The following is a 12,113-nucleotide window of genomic DNA, read 5'->3' as shown; positions in this document are numbered from 1 at the left end:
CCTTGCTGGCCGTCGGACCGTCACGCTGAAGGGAAGTACTCCGCTCATGCCTCAGGTGGTGACGTTGTCGGTGGTGACGCCGATGTTCAATGAGCGCGAGGCGGTCGACCAGTTCGTCGGGCGGCTGCGGCCCGCGCTCGACGGGCTGGGGGAGTCGTACGAGGTCATCGCCGTGGACGACGGCAGCCGGGACGCCACCGTGTCGCGGCTGATGCAGTTGCGGGTCGACTGGCCGCAACTGCGCGTGGTCGCCCTGCGGCGCAACGTGGGGCACCAGACGGCTCTGCGGGCGGGGCTGAAGGCCGCGCGTGGCGAGTACGTCGTGAGCATCGACGCCGACCTGCAGGACCCGCCCGAGACGATCGGCGAGATGCTGGCCGCGGCCCGGCGCGAGAAGGTCGACGTCGTCTACGGCGTGCGCAGCGACCGCAGCACCGACACTGCGTTCAAGCGCAACACCGCGGGCCTCTACTACTGGGTGATGCGCCGGCTCGTCGGGCCGTGGGTGAGCGACCAGGCGGGCGACTTCCGGCTGATGAGCCGCGCGGTGGTCGGCGTGCTCAACGACCTGCCCGAACCCCGGCCGGTGTACCGCCTGGTCGTGCCGTCGCTCGGGTTCTCCAGCACCGAGGTGAGCTACGTACGCGAGGAGCGGGTCGCGGGCGAGACGAAGTACCCGCTCAGCCGCATGATCCGGCTGACCTTCGACAGCATCACCGGGTTCTCGGCGTCGCCGCTGAGGATCGCGACCTGGCTCGGGCTGCTCAGCTTCCTGCTCTGCGTCGCGCTGATCGTGACCGGGCTGGTCGCCTGGGGCACCGGCGCGACCGTTCCCGGCTGGACGTCGCTCTACATCGCGGTGTTGCTGCTGGGTGGAGTGCAGCTGATCTGCCTGGGCCTGCTCGGCGAGTACGTGGGTCGCATCTACGCGGCCAGCCAGGGCCGCCCGGCGTTCCTGGTGGCCTTCGATTCGGCAGCACCCACCCCGCACACAGCCCACCCGCTCTCCGGCGGCCCGCTGACGGCCGAGATCGAAGCGGCCGAGCTGGACCGCGAACGCGCGCCGATCGCCTGACCCTGGGGATAACTACCGTCCGTACTCGGCCGGCCTGTGGACAACTCCGAAGCCTGTTCGCCCGAGACCGTAGGGTCGAGTCCTGCCCCGCTCAGGGCGCGAGGTCTTTGGCAACTGAAGAGGGTGTGTGCAGCTCCACGTGGCCGTCGACGACGGTGACGATCACCCGGCCGTCGGGGAAGAGGGTCAGCGCCTCCTCCGGGAGCTGCAGGCGGCCCAGCCCGTCGAGGTTCGCGGTGTGGGTCTGGCCCGATTCATGCTCCCCGGAGAGCACGCCGTGCCGCATGCGCAGAACAGTGTCGGCAGCGTCCATGGCGCGCGCGTCGTGGGTGGCCATGACGACGGCGCTGCCCTCTGCGGCGCGGGCGCGCAACATGCGCAGCACCAGGGCGGCCGAGGTGTCGTCGAGTTCGGCCGTGGGCTCGTCGGCGATCAGCAGAGCGGGGGCGCCGACTCCGGCGGCGGCAACGGCCAGGCGTTGCTGCTCGCCGCCGGAGAGCGCGTCCGGCCGGGCCGTGGCGCGTGAGGTCAGTTCCACCTCGGCCAGCGCGGCGTCGGCGTCGACCCGTGCGCCGCGCAATCGGGCCATCTGAGTGATCTGGCCACGGGCGTCCAGCTGAGGGAACAGGCTGTGTGACGGTCGTTGGGCGACCCAGCCGATCTCGTTGCGGCGTAGCCGTTGCAGCTCGCGACGGGAGAGCGACGAGACCAGGCGTCCACGGTGGCGCAGCTCGCCGCCGGCCGGGCGCTCGCGCAGGGCGAGCACAGCCAGCAGGGTGGATTTGCCGCTGCCGGACGGTCCGGTGATCGCGCTGACCCGGCCGCCGGTCACCCGCACGTCGACGCCGCGCAGGGCCTGCGTGGGGCCTGTCCGGGCGGCGTACAACTGAAGCAGCTCGCGGCCCTCCAGGATCGGCTCATTCGTCACGGTAGGCCGCCTCCTCAGAGGACGATCGATCCCGGGCGACCAGCACGGCCAGCAGGGTGGCCAGGACGGCCGCGCACGCCGTGACCACCAGGGCGGTGGGGGAGAGGGTAAACAGCAACCGGGGCAGCAGGCCGGGCTGGTCGTCGAGCAGACGGGCGCCGAGTGGCGCCAGGGCCAGCACTCCCGCCACCGAAGCGGCGAAGGAGATCGAGGCCAGCAGGACGAATTCGACCGCCCGCGCGCGCCCGACGCGCCGGCGGCCCAGACCGATCCGGGCCAGCATGAGGTCGGCCGGGCGGCGCAGCGCGGCCGTGCGCTGCGCGTAGATGCAGAGCGTCAGAATTGCCAGCAACGCCAGATAACCGGCGATCGCGAGCTGGTAACCGCGGGCACGGCTGGTCGCCACGTAGTCCGACCCCTGCCGCAGCGCGGCGGCGGTGTCGATGCGCTCGGGTTGCACGTCCTCGTGCGGCGCGACGACGGCCTGCACCCCGTCAGCGCCACCGGAGCTCCACAGGAACACCTGCGGGAAGACCGAGTTGCTGAACTGGTTGCGTGGCCGCAGGCGGGGATCGTCGAAGGCGAGCTTGCCCAGCGTCGGGTCGGCCGCGGCCACGTACATCGGTCGTCCGCGCTGGCCGGGAAACGCGCGCACCCGGGCGGCGACCTCGAAGTACTGGTCGCCGAAGCCGACCTCCATGCGGATCGTGTCGACGTCGTCCGAGGCGGGATCGGCCACGGTGATCACCCGCGGCCGGCCGATGGCGTCGACCGGTTCGGCCGCCAGCGCCGCGACCGCCGCGCGGGCCTCGGCCAGGTCGGCGCCGCGGCCCCACAACGCGACCTCCGCGAAGCGGGCGGGGTCGATGACCAGCAGGTCCTTCTGATCGTCGTCGAGCAGCGTCCGCACATCGGTCCGCCAGACGACCGTGTTGCCGGGCGGCAGCGGCGGCACGCGTACGCCGGCCACCGGATCGAAACTCGGCGGGTTGAGCGGGTCTTGCTTCGGTACCAGCGGCGCCGCCTCGTCGAGCTGCCACGAGCCTTCGAGGACGCCGACCCCCTCGGCGCCGGCCGCCACGGCAACCCGGTCGTCGGCCGAGATCTCGGTCGATTGCACCGCCGACAGCGCGAAGAGCAGCATGCCCAGGCCCGCCGTCACGACCACGACGGTCAACCGGCGTTCGGCGCCGCCCGAACCCAGCCGGCGCCGGGCCAGCCACAGCACGGCACGCGCGGGTGACCGCGGCAGCCGGCCCTGGCGGCCGGCCAGCCGGCTCGGCAACCAGCCGGCGACCACCCCGACCGCGGCCAGCACGAGCAGCGGCACGAGCAGGTCGACGCCGCCCGCGGGCCCGCCGGCGCCGATCAGTCCCCCAGCGGCCACCAGCGCGATGATCACGACCATCGAACCCCAGGGCAGGGCGCGCCGGGCCGTGGCCGGAGGGGCTGGGCGTACCCGCTGGTAGGCCGCCAGCATCGCGACCGCCGCCACCGCGGCCAGGCCGGCCAGCACGGCCGCGCCACCCGACCGGGCGGCCGGGACCAGCGATTCCGTGACGGCGCCGGGCGGGCCCAGCCGGACGACCAGTTGCCAGGCGACGAGCCAGCCGAGCGCCGCGCCGGCCACGGCCGGCAGCAGATGTTCGAGCAGCCACAGGCCACCCACGCGGACCGGTGACATGCCCACCGCGGCGGCGTGGCGCAACTCCCGCTCGCGGCGCCGGGCCGACAGCAGCGCGACGGCCAGCACGGAAGCGAGCCCGATCGTGATGGCCGCCCATTCGACCGGGCGGGTTCTCTGCCGTACGGCCTCGGTCGTGGTCTGGGCGGTGGCGACGATCCGGCTGATGCCGGTCGCGAACCGCAACGCGAGCGGACCCTCCCCATCGACCATCGGCTGGGCCTGGGCATACCTGCGACGCAGCAGCTCGACCTCGGCCGCCGTGCGCCGCGCGTCGGCCAGCGTCGTACCCGGCGTCAGCGCGGCCTCGACCGACCAGAACAGCGGATCGTCGATCGACTGCGCCAGCCGTTCCACCGTCGGCAGGTCACCCACCAGCAGGTACGCCGGCAGGGTCTCGTACTCCGTGTCGGGCGGGGTGTCCCCTCGTCGCAGCGACCATTTGCGGCTGCCCGGCACGTCGGCCGGAAGCCGTCCGCCCGCGTCGACCGCGTAGACGCCGCTGACCGTGCTCGTCGCATTGCGCGGCGTGCCCCGGGCGCCCTGCCGCAGCGACAGGCTTATCTTGTCGCCGGTCCGCACCCCGAGCTCGGCGGCCACCGGCGCCGGAAGCCAGAGGCCGTCCTGGCCCGTGGGCCCCTGCGCAACCAGTTCGGCCGCCGGGTCCTGAACCGTGAAGAACCGCCCGCGCTCGTGCTTGCCGCCGGCGCTGACCGTGAAGCCCCAGTATTGCGGCGAGGCCAGCTCCGCACCGACGGACTGCCCGGTCAGGTCGGGTTCGCCCAGCCCGGGCACCGTGCGCAGGTCGTCCATGACCGGCTGCTGGTCGGCGCTGCGCGGCCCGACGTCAGCCGACACCCGCACGACGGCCGCGTCGTTCTGCCGGGCCGACGCCGGGATCTCGTCCCGCCGCAGTTGGAACGCCGCGTTGTCGGACGCTTCGGCGAACATCGGCCCCGCCGCGCCGGCCGCCCCCAGCACCAGAAACGCGGTGACGATGAGCACCGACCACGCCCGCTGACGCACGCCACCGAACACCGCGGCCACAGTGAGCCGGTCGCGCATGGTCCTCCTCCGGCCACGGGCCTACGCCGAAGAAGCTATAACACCGGGCTGCCTCTTCGAGGCCCCAACCTGCTGACTACCGCGGGACGGGGACGGCGATGCGGAGGGCTTCGACCAGGCCGCGGTAGAGGTCGTCGGATTCGAGGAGGGCCTCGTGGGTGCCGACGGCGCGGACGCGGCCGTTGTCGAGCACGATGATGCGGTCGGCCTCGACCACTGTGGACAGGCGGTGGGCGATGGTCACGACGGCCGAGGAGCGGGCCCTTTCCCGTACGGAGTCCTGGAGCGCCGCCTCGGTCAGGGCGTCGACCTGAGCCGTGGCCTCGTCGAGCAGCAGCACCGCCGGGGTGCGGACCAGGGCCCGGGCCAGGGCGATCCGCTGGCGTTCGCCGCCGGAGAGTTCGGCTCCGGAGAGCTGTGTGTCGAGCCCCTCGGGGAGGGACGCCACCTTGTCGGCCAGGTGCACGCGCTCGAGTACGGCGTGCAGTTCGGCCTCGGTGGCGTCGGGCCGGCTGAACAGGAGGTTGTCGCGGATGGTGCCCGGCACGACCGGGGCCTCCTGCTCGACGTACGCCAGCTCGGACCGGATCTCGTCGGGGCTGAGCTCTCGGTACGGGCGGCCGTGCAGGTAGAGGTCGCCCGACTGCGGGTCGAGGAAGCGCAGCAGCAGCGAGAACAGCGACGTCTTGCCGGCGCCGGACGGGCCGACGATGGCGGTGTGGCCGCGGGACGGAATGGTCAGCGTCACCCCGTCCAGGGCGGGGCGGGAGTCGTCCGCGTAGCGCAGGGTCACGTCGCGCACGGCCAGAACGGGAGCGTCGGGAACCTGGACGCCGGGGCGCGGGTCCGACGTCTCCGGGACCATCGCGTAGACCTCGCTGATCCGGCGGGCCGCGGCGATGCCGGATTGCAGGGCGGTCACGTTCTGGGTGAGCTCGCCGATCGGGCCCATCAGCTGGAACGCGTACAGCAGGAAGGCGATCAGGCTGCTGACCTCGAGCAGGCCGGCGTCGGCGCGCCAGGCGCCCACGCCCAGCACCGCGATGATGGCCAGGGAGACTCCGCTCCACGAGACCGTCCAGACCCAGGCGGCGCGGCGGGCGGCGCGGACGTTGTACGCGGCGGCCCGGCGGGCGTCGGCCTCGATGCGGCTGCCCTGGCGGGCCTCGGCGCGGCTGGCCTTGACCGTCCGCATCGCGCGCAGCGTGCCCTCCAGCCCGCCGCCGAGTTCGCCCACCGCGTCCTGGGCGAGCTTCTGGCTCTTGCTGATGGTGGGCAGCAGCACCGCCATGATGGCGCCGACGAGGATCACCGCGGTCAGGGTGCACAGCAGCAGCACGATGTCGAGCGTGCCCATCAGCACCAGGGTCGCGATGAAGGCCAGCGAGGCGTTGACCAGGCCGACGATGCTGGACGAGGCTTGGTGCAGCAGGCCCGGGTCGGCCGTGACCCGGGTGACCAGTTCGCCGGTGGGGCGGCCGGTCAGTTCGGCCAGCCTGGCCCGGAAGTAGCGCTGGATCACCGAGAGCCGTGCGTCCAGGACGACCTGCTCGGCCAGCGTGCCCATCAGGATCCATTGCCAGAGGCCGATGACCGCGCCGATCACCACGAGCACCAGCAGCAGCGTGATCGGACCGGTCAGCGCGTCGCCGGTGCCGAGCGTGTCGATGATCCGCTTGGTGGCGAGCGGGGCCGCGAGGTTGGCGGCGTTGGAGATCAGGCCGAGGACGAGTCCCAGCACGAGGACCCGGAGGTGCGGGCGGAGAAGGCGCAGCAGAATCTGCATGGTTCGTAGTGGAACACAGTTGTTCCATCGCGGGCAATGACAATTCCCGTACAGTATTGCCGTGACCTCCGGAGTCAAGAACCGCACGCGGCAGGCGATCATCGATGCCGCGATCCAGCTGCTGGCCGGCAATCCGGCCTGCTCGCTGGGCGAGATCGCCGCCGCGGCGCAGGTCGGGCGGACCACACTGCACCGCTATTTCGGCGAGCGCGCCGACCTTCTCGCGGCCGTCGCCACCGAGGGCGGCGAACGTCTCGGGCGGGCGGCCACCCTCGCCGACCTCAACCGGGGCACCGGGGCCGAGGCGCTGCTGCGGCTCTGCCGGGAGTATTTCGACCTCGGCTCGCTGCTGTCGCTGATGTTCAGCGGCCAGGCCGGGGAATGCTGGGAATCGCAGGACGAGCAGTTCCTGGTCGGCGTCATCGAACGCGGCCGGGCCGACGGCTCGATCGACCCCGCGCTGCCGCCGGACTGGGTGATCACCCTGCTCTGGAGCCAGCTCTACGCGGCTTGGGAATACCGCGCCCAGCGGCCCGAGGAGTCCCGCCATCACGTGCTCGACCTGCTCACCCGCACGCTGTCGAACGCGTTGCGGCAGCCGCCGAGCTAGCCCGGCGGCGGCCGGTTCAACGGCGACTAGGCGTGGCTGACCGTGAGGTTGTAGAACTTCACCTTGGCGCCGTTCGAGGTGCTCTCGGAGGACGACTGGTTGTATGAGCCGGCCTTGAAGTACTGCTTGTACGGGTTGAACGACGACGGGATCGTGTAGTTCGTCCGGCTGCCGTTGATGGTCACGCTCGCCTGGTTGCCCCGCACGTTGAGCACGTAGGTCCACCGCTGGCCGAGCGCCACGTTGCCCAGCTTGTGCAGCGTCTGGCCGTCGGTCGGGCTGCGCTGCTGGCCGAGGTAGATGTCGCCGTTGGCCCGGTAGTAGAGCTCGAGCAGCGGCTTGGTCGACGGCCCGCCGGTGCCCAGCTTGACCTGGCCGACGGCGACGTTCTTGGTCACCGAGACGATCCGCAGGTCGGCGCTGAGCGTGTGGTTGCCCGCCAGCGCCCAGTTGGCGGCCGAGCCGTTGGCGTTCATCTCACGCAGCTCGGAGCGGGCGTAGTTGGAGTTGGGCGTGGTCACGCCCTTCTCCGGCGCCCAGAAGGTCATCGACCCGTCGTTCTTGTCGGTCCAGAAGTACGCCGGGTTGGAGTACCCGTTGGCCCCCTTGAGCTGGGCCGGCTGGATGGTCTGGGGTGCGCCGGGGGAGCCGATGGGCAGTTGCAGCGACCAGATCGAGAGGTTGAAGTTGCCGCCCGGGGCGACGGCGGGGTTGAGGGCGGCCGCGTTGGCGTTGGTGATGCCGAGGACGCCGAGCCCGGCCACGACGGCCGTGGACAGCGCGGCGGCGAGCAGCGTGCGCTTCTTCATGGGGATACCTCGTCTGCCGTTGAGGGGAATTGGCAAGAGGCTTAACAGTAGAGACGCATATCGATGTCAGGTCAAGAGTTGAATCAAGCCGTGACGTTCTCAGCGACTCACCGTGACCCACCCGCCCGAGGCGGCGGACTGCTCCATCGCCTCCAGGGCCTCGGCGGCCCGGATCGCGTCGGCCAGCGTCGGCCCGTACGGCCGGCCGTCCGCCACCGACCGCAGGAAGCGCGCGGCCTCGATGACCTTGAGGTCGTCGTAGCCCATCGGGATGCCGGCGCCGGGCTGGAACGCCCCGAAGTCTCCGTCGCGGGGACCGACGTGAACCGTGCGCACCGGCTCGTCCTGATAGGACGGCCCGGCGCCGACGCCCAGCTCGCCCATCCGGCGGAAGTCCCAGAACAGCGCGCCCTCGGTGCCGTGGATCTCGAAGCCGTAGCTGTTCTGCTCGCCCACGGCCACCCGGCTGCAGTCGAGCGTCACCCGGGCCCCCGAGGCCATCCGCAGCAGGCTGCCGAGCCAGTCGTCGTTCTCGACCGGACCGGGCGGCCCGCTGCCCCGCTCGTGGCCGGCGGTGGCGGCGGCCGGTCGCGGCCTCTCCGGGATGAAGACCGCGGTGTCGGCCACCAGCGCGTCGATCTCGCCGAGCAGGAAGCGCACCAGGTCGACGCCGTGCGCGCCCAGGTCGCCGAGCACCCCGTTGCCGCCCCGGGTCCGCTCGAACCGCCAGCTCAGCGCGCCTTCGGGGTGGGCGGCGTAGTCGCTCAGGAAGCGGAACCGGGCGTGCGTGACCGTGCCGATCTCGCCGGCGGCGATGATCGCCCGGGCCTTCTCGACGGCCGGGGCGTTCCGGTAGTTGAACCCGACGGTGACCTGCACGTCGCCGGCGATGGCGCGCGCGTCGGCCGCCGTCAGGCCCACCGGCTTCTCGATCCAGATGTGCTGGCCGGCCGCCGCGAACGCGCTGCCCATCTCGCGGTGCAGGAAGTTGGGCGCGGTGATGCTGACCGCCGCGACCCGCGGATCGCCGACGAGGTGCCGCCACTCGGCGGTCGACTCCTCGAAGCCGTAGCGCTGGGCAGCCTCGGCGGCTCGGCCGGGCACGTCGTCGGCAACCGAGACCAACCGCACTGTCGGCGCCGTGGGGAAGTGGTGGGGCACCCGGGCGTACGCCTGCGTGTGTACCCGGCCCATCCAGCCGAAACCGATGACGGCGACGCCCAGGGCGGCCATGTCAGCTCGTCTTGCGGCGACGGGTGACCAGGAAGACGCCGAGAGCCACGACGGCCAGACCTGCGACGATCAGCGCGATCAGCAGGCCGGTGCCGCCGGAGCCGTCCTGATCGGAGGCCAGTTCGGTGGTGGCGGCGGGGGCGCTGCTGGCCGGCGGCGGCACGGCGACCAGGGATTCGTCGGCGGCCGGCGTGGCGGGGGCGGCGGTGGTGGGTTCGGTGGTGGTGGGTTCGGCGGTGGCTGACGGGTCGGCCACCGTGAACTTGTAGGAACCCTGGACGGTGTGGCCGTCCTTGGAGACCACGCGGTACGCGACCGTGTAGGCGCCGTTGGCCAGCGCGTCGAAGGTGACCGTTCCGGTCGCCCCCTCGACCTCGGGCTCGGAGGTCTGGACCTTGGCGGCGCCGGTGACGGTGATCGTCGTGTAGTCGGGGTTGAGCTTCTGCAGGAACTTCAGCTTGACGCTGGTCGGGGCCTTGGTGACGGTGGCGCCCTTGGCCGGGGTGGCCTGAGCCAGCGCGTTGTGGGCGAACGCCGGGGCGCCGGGCAGCAGCACGGCCAGCATCGCGGCGAGCGCGACGAGCAGGCGGATCGGGCCGGGGCGGCGGGGCTTGTCCATGAGGTGAGCGGGTCCTTCCCGTCGCGGGCGTTCGTGGCGCCATCGTAGTTCTCCGGGTTGGTCGCTCCCGGACGCGCCGAAGTTCCCGGGAACACAGCGGCGGGGGGGGGGGGGGGGCCGGGGGGGGCGCCCCCCCCCCCCCCGGCCGGGGACCTGTGGGGTTGTGACAAGTGATTTATTCCTGGGGCGCCTCCTTTCGGGAATTCTATTCGGGCACGCGTCCGGGCCCGTCCGGGAACGTATTTACGAAAGCATTACCCGCGGCGGTGCGGCCCGCGGTGCCCACGGTCGCCGAAACGGTCACGGTCACGGTCACGGTCGCCGAAGCGGTCCCGGTCGCCGAACCGGTGGTGGCCCGGCCGGCCCCAGTCCCAGCCGCGCTCGACCTCGAGGGCGAACTTGCCGCGGTGGAAGCCCCGGCGCTGGAAGTCGCAGTCGTAGTCGTCCCACCGGCCGAACCGCTCACCGATTCGTCCGGCCAGGTCACAGGCCCGGTAGGAACGGTAGTAGCCGACCACCACGTCGCGGCCGCGGAACCGGTCGGCCTGGCTGGCGCCGGTCTGGGACTTGGCCGCGCTCGTCGCCGACACATCGGCGGCCTGGGCCGGGCCGACCCCGAAAGCCACGCCGGCCAGCAGGCCGAGGCCGGCCGTGGTCAGGATCCGTGTCACCTTGTTCATGTCCAACTCCTTTTTCCGGAGGGTTTATCGCCAATTCCTTGTTGCATGATCAGGAAAGCATCTCCGAGCACCGGAACACGCCATTCAACACGCCGGGTAACCCGGAAGGTCGATGGCCGAAAAGAGGATGGGTAATGAGACGTTTCGGCACCGCGAAATCGGGATAAGGAATTCGCGGGCGCTCCGCGCCGAGCGCGTCTTAGGGGTATTTCACCGATCCGCCTGAGGCGCGCGGGTCCATAGGCTGCCTGCGTGCAGATGGTCGGCGATCTGATCGGGGGACTGCCCGCGGGGCTGGTGCTGATCGTCGTCGCTGCGCTCGTGGCCGCGGAGGCGGCGCTGCTCGCCGGGCTGGTGCTGCCGTCGGCGACCGCGCTCGTCGCGCTGGGCCTGCTGGCCAACGAGGGGGTGGTCGGCGTCGGGCCCGCCGCGCTGGTCGCAACGGGGGCGGCGGTCCTCGGTGGCACGGCCGGATACTTCATCGGCCGGCGCCGGGGACCGCGGGCCCGGTGGGTCAAGGAGCGGCACTGGCGGCGGGCCGAGCGCACCTTCGACAAGCACGGCGGGCGGGCCGTCTTCTTCGGACAGTGGGTGGTCGGCGCGCGCACGCTCGTGCCCCGCCTGGCCGGGATGAACGGGGTGTCGTACCGGAGGTTCGCGACCTGGCACAGCCCGGCCGCGGTGGGCTGGGCGCTGTGGCTGGTCGGGGGCAGCTATCTGGCCGGCGCCTCGTACGACGTGCTCGCCGCCCGCGCCGGCCGGGCCGGCGGCGCCCTGGCCGTGCTGACCGTGCTGCTCGTCGGTCTCGCGCTCGCGGGCCGTTGGCTGGGTAACCACCCGCCGGGCGTGCCCGCCGGGCTGACGCGCCGGCTCGCATCGGTCGCGGCGCCCCTGCGGATCAGAACCCTGGTCGGCGGACGGGTGGTCCCCGTGCTGGCCAGCCTCGGAGCCCTCGTCCTGCTGGCCGCCTTCCTCGTCGTCGCCGTCCCGCTGATCGTCAAGCTCAGCGGGGTCGCCGCGGCCGACGACGCCGTCGCCGCCTGGGCGCGCGGACAGTGGACGTCCGACGGCTACCGCTTCGCGCTCGACCTGGCCACCTCGGTCAACCCGGAGATGCTGCTGGGCGCGGCAGCCGTCGTCGCGCTGGCTCATGCCTGGTGGCGGCGCAGGAGCCTGCTCAACAGCCTCGCGCCGATCGCGCCCCTGGCCGTCCTCACGCTGATCCTCGCCGTCATCGACCCGCCCTCGTGGCAGGGGCCGCCCGACGTGTTCTTCCCGTCCGCCGCCGAATATGAGGGGCCGCTGCCGGTAAGCGAGGCTGGTCCGGCGCTGGCCTCCCTCGCTGCCGGTCAGACCGCGCAGCTGGCCGCAGCGATCGGCCTGCTGACATGGCTGCTGTCGAGGCGTCTGACCCGGCCGCGGCGCGCCACGGCCGGTACGGTGGCCGCCGCCGTTCTCACCGTCAGCGCCGGCTCGTGGGTCTATCTGGGCTGGAGTCCGCTGAGTGAGACGATCGCCGCCGTGCTGCTCGGTGTGGCCTGGGCCGTCCTGAACGCCGCCGTCTGGGCGTCCCACAAGCCGGTCGCCGCGCCGCGGTTGCTCGAACCCGTGCCTTAAGGTGCGG

Annotated in this window: 10 protein-coding genes; 3 read left to right on the top strand and 7 right to left on the bottom strand. The window is 72.3% G+C overall.

From position 1 onward, the window contains the following. Window positions 1-46: 46 nt before the first annotated feature. Window positions 47-1,075 (top strand): glycosyltransferase family 2 protein, encoded by a 1,029-nt coding sequence (locus LXN57_RS31025; protein ID WP_251801719.1) that lies wholly within the window; start codon window positions 47-49, stop codon window positions 1,073-1,075. 91 nt (window positions 1,076-1,166) lie between these two features. Here the strand turns inward: LXN57_RS31025 and LXN57_RS31020 are convergent, their stop codons facing one another. The 3 genes from LXN57_RS31020 to LXN57_RS31010 all read right to left on the bottom strand — a co-directional run bounded on the left by LXN57_RS31020 (window position 1,167) and on the right by LXN57_RS31010 (window position 6,538). Next, on the bottom strand, window positions 1,167-2,003 hold the full coding sequence (locus LXN57_RS31020; protein WP_251801718.1) for an ABC transporter ATP-binding protein: 837 nt from the start codon (window positions 2,001-2,003) through the stop codon (window positions 1,167-1,169). Next, window positions 1,993-4,752 carry an FtsX-like permease family protein gene (locus tag LXN57_RS31015; RefSeq protein ID WP_251801717.1) on the bottom strand — a complete coding sequence of 920 codons (2,760 nt, stop codon included), beginning with the start codon at window positions 4,750-4,752 and terminating at the stop codon, window positions 1,993-1,995. Before LXN57_RS31015 ends, LXN57_RS31020 begins: the two co-directional genes overlap by 11 nt. 76 nt (window positions 4,753-4,828) lie before the next feature. Further along, entirely contained in the window at window positions 4,829-6,538 is a 1,710-nt protein-coding gene (locus LXN57_RS31010) for an ABC transporter ATP-binding protein (RefSeq protein ID WP_251801716.1), read from the bottom strand. 61 nt (window positions 6,539-6,599) lie between these two features. Here LXN57_RS31010 and LXN57_RS31005 point away from each other — a divergent pair, with 61 nt between their 5' ends. Further along, the gene (locus tag LXN57_RS31005) at window positions 6,600-7,148 is read left to right on the top strand and encodes a TetR/AcrR family transcriptional regulator (protein WP_251801715.1); all 549 of its coding nucleotides are present in this window, start codon (window positions 6,600-6,602) and stop codon (window positions 7,146-7,148) included. Between the two features lie 26 nt (window positions 7,149-7,174). On the opposite strand, the gene LXN57_RS31000 is transcribed toward LXN57_RS31005, so the two are convergent. The 4 genes from LXN57_RS31000 to LXN57_RS30985 all read right to left on the bottom strand — a co-directional run bounded on the left by LXN57_RS31000 (window position 7,175) and on the right by LXN57_RS30985 (window position 10,489). Continuing rightward, on the bottom strand, window positions 7,175-7,957 hold the full coding sequence (locus LXN57_RS31000) for a polysaccharide lyase family 7 protein (protein WP_251801714.1): 783 nt from the start codon (window positions 7,955-7,957) through the stop codon (window positions 7,175-7,177). Between the two features lie 99 nt (window positions 7,958-8,056). Further along, window positions 8,057-9,190, bottom strand: coding sequence for a Gfo/Idh/MocA family protein (locus LXN57_RS30995; RefSeq protein WP_251801713.1), 1,134 nt, complete (start codon window positions 9,188-9,190; stop codon window positions 8,057-8,059). 1 nt (window position 9,191) lies between these two features. Next, window positions 9,192-9,809, bottom strand: a complete 618-nt coding sequence (locus LXN57_RS30990; protein WP_251801712.1) for a copper resistance CopC family protein — start codon at window positions 9,807-9,809, stop codon at window positions 9,192-9,194. 254 nt (window positions 9,810-10,063) lie between these two features. Beyond that, a complete protein-coding gene (locus tag LXN57_RS30985; RefSeq protein ID WP_251801711.1) occupies window positions 10,064-10,489 on the bottom strand; it encodes a hypothetical protein in 426 nt (141 codons plus the stop codon). Between the two features lie 258 nt (window positions 10,490-10,747). Here LXN57_RS30985 and LXN57_RS30980 point away from each other — a divergent pair, with 258 nt between their 5' ends. Beyond that, on the top strand, window positions 10,748-12,106 hold the full coding sequence (locus LXN57_RS30980; RefSeq protein ID WP_251801742.1) for a DedA family protein: 1,359 nt from the start codon (window positions 10,748-10,750) through the stop codon (window positions 12,104-12,106). Window positions 12,107-12,113 lie beyond the last annotated feature (7 nt).

Origin of the sequence: Paractinoplanes hotanensis (assembly GCF_023717965.1) — a bacterium.
Taxonomy (GTDB): domain Bacteria; phylum Actinomycetota; class Actinomycetes; order Mycobacteriales; family Micromonosporaceae; genus Actinoplanes; species Actinoplanes polyasparticus.
Note: the sequence above shows the minus strand (reverse complement) of the source record. Positions and strands in the feature narration are given on the sequence as shown.

Excerpts from the sequence above, each read along its gene's own strand:
- LXN57_RS30980 (WP_251801742.1), top strand. The coding sequence starts at position 10,748 with ATGGTCGGCGATCTGATCGGGGGACTGCCCGCGGGGCTGGTGCTGATC.
- LXN57_RS31000 (WP_251801714.1), bottom strand. The coding sequence starts at position 7,957 with ATGAAGAAGCGCACGCTGCTCGCCGCCGCGCTGTCCACGGCCGTCGTG.
- LXN57_RS30995 (WP_251801713.1), bottom strand. The coding sequence starts at position 9,190 with ATGGCCGCCCTGGGCGTCGCCGTCATCGGTTTCGGCTGGATGGGCCGG.
- LXN57_RS31025 (WP_251801719.1), top strand. The coding sequence starts at position 47 with ATGCCTCAGGTGGTGACGTTGTCGGTGGTGACGCCGATGTTCAATGAG.
- LXN57_RS30990 (WP_251801712.1), bottom strand. The coding sequence starts at position 9,809 with ATGGACAAGCCCCGCCGCCCCGGCCCGATCCGCCTGCTCGTCGCGCTC.
- LXN57_RS30985 (WP_251801711.1), bottom strand. The coding sequence starts at position 10,489 with ATGAACAAGGTGACACGGATCCTGACCACGGCCGGCCTCGGCCTGCTG.
- LXN57_RS31010 (WP_251801716.1), bottom strand. The coding sequence starts at position 6,538 with ATGCAGATTCTGCTGCGCCTTCTCCGCCCGCACCTCCGGGTCCTCGTG.
- LXN57_RS31015 (WP_251801717.1), bottom strand. The coding sequence starts at position 4,752 with ATGCGCGACCGGCTCACTGTGGCCGCGGTGTTCGGTGGCGTGCGTCAG.